We start from the raw sequence: 1,474 nt of genomic DNA, 5'->3' as shown, positions 1-1,474 counted from the left end.
GTGCCTCTGATCTTTACGACAAAGTATCGACGTAAGCTATTTGACGGACAGATGATCGCTCAACTGCGTGATGCATTTGACTCCGCTGCGGCAAAACTTGAATGCGAAATTATTGAGATGGACGGAGAGCCTGACCATGTGCATCTGCTGGTTGCTTACCCGCCAAAACTGGCGGTCAGTGTGATGGTCAACAATCTGAAATCAGTATCGTCGCGCCTGCTGCGCCAGCAAAACACACATTTACGGACACAAAGTAAAACGGGGACTTTTGTGGTCAAGGTCGTACTTTGTCTGTAGCACCGGAGGGGCAACGATTGAAACACTCTGAGCCTACGTTCAGAGCCAGTCAACGCCTGATTGATCTTTAAAGCCCTGCAGGCCTTTCGCCTTATATCTCCGCCCGCACTGGGCGAGGGTTTACGGCGTTTTTCGCTAATGCCATATCTTCTGATGAGAGTAACAAACAATGAATATTTAGCCTTTGAACGCAACGATATTCTTGTTCAAAGGCCTCATCAGGTTTTCCTGTTTTTGAATAGTCATCAGGGTAAATTATTTGCATAAGTAATTCCTTTTAATTAAATAGGCTTGATGATGAAACATCCTAATGCTTTATTTAACGACTTACCCCTTTTTTCTCTTAATTACATGTTTTCTTTTCTAAGTTGTGAGAACTCTCGATTTTTTGATCTTTTTCGGCTAGGTAACTGATTTTACTCGTGCCAATGTTTTATTTCCTGCCATAATCGCTTTAACATTTAGAGATGCTTCACTAGCGTATTAAGTACGAATGATATTTACCAGGAAACAATTCAATGCCTTTTTATATACAAAGCCGTTATTCAAGTCGCGACAAGCTCTATAAGAAAAACAGAACAAAAATACTATTGATAGGTTTAACCTTAATTCCTTCATTTGTATGTGCTAATGATCTTTCTCAATTACCGCAAAAAGAACGCGTAGCTTACTTTACGCAAGCTCAGCAAGCAGGGATCACCGGTGTTGCCATTAAAACAAAACCGGTCTTAGCAAGACCCGCTAAAGAAGGTGAGATCATCACAACGATAATTAAAGGTGAAGGAATTGAAACCGTTTCAGAACCAGCAAAAGTAGGTGATTGGGTAGTACAAAATATTTGCCCAGAAACAGGTAATGAAGAGATCTTGGTAAGAAAAGCCAAATTTGTTCAACGTTACAATATCGCAGAAAATAGTGAAATTAATGTAGGTTCTTATCCTAGTGATTATCAGCCTTTTACGCCAAAAGGTATCGAAATGAATTACTTTATTGTACCGGAATCTACACCTCCATTTGTTATGAAGGCACCTTGGGGGGAATTGCAACGTTTTCAATCGGGCGATGCCGTTGTCCAATCCACAACAGATAGCCAAGATATTTATCGTATTCAGAAGGCAGCATTTGAATGTACTTATACTCTTCTCAAGCCTGCCAAATTGACACCATAATATTGAAT

General features: G+C 40.3%; 2 protein-coding genes and 1 pseudogene. 2 read left to right on the top strand and 1 reads right to left on the bottom strand.

Features of this window, described 5'->3' with window-relative positions:
- Positions 1-328, top strand: a pseudogene (gene tnpA, locus BHE89_RS17110) (IS200/IS605 family transposase); the annotation flags it as partial.
- A 60-nt stretch (positions 329-388) separates the two neighbouring features.
- Here tnpA and BHE89_RS23895 read toward each other — a convergent pair.
- Positions 389-562: a hypothetical protein gene (locus BHE89_RS23895; protein ID WP_171729892.1), complete on the bottom strand. Its 174-nt coding sequence runs from the start codon at positions 560-562 to the stop codon at positions 389-391.
- 253 nt (positions 563-815) lie between these two features.
- Here BHE89_RS23895 and BHE89_RS17100 point away from each other — a divergent pair, with 253 nt between their 5' ends.
- Complete coding sequence (locus tag BHE89_RS17100) at positions 816-1,466, top strand: hypothetical protein (RefSeq protein WP_077885058.1); 651 nt, start codon at positions 816-818, stop codon at positions 1,464-1,466.
- The last annotated feature ends 8 nt before the right edge of the window (positions 1,467-1,474 follow it).

Source organism: Shigella sp. FC1967 (assembly GCF_001743005.1).
Taxonomy (GTDB): Bacteria; Pseudomonadota; Gammaproteobacteria; order Enterobacterales; family Enterobacteriaceae; genus Proteus.
This window is presented reverse-complemented; position numbering and strand designations above follow the sequence as displayed.

Bases quoted from the DNA above. Each gene is read 5' to 3' on its own strand.
- BHE89_RS23895 (WP_171729892.1), bottom strand. From the start codon at position 562: ATGCAAATAATTTACCCTGATGACTATTCAAAAACAGGAAAACCTGAT.
- BHE89_RS17100 (WP_077885058.1), top strand. From the start codon at position 816: ATGCCTTTTTATATACAAAGCCGTTATTCAAGTCGCGACAAGCTCTAT.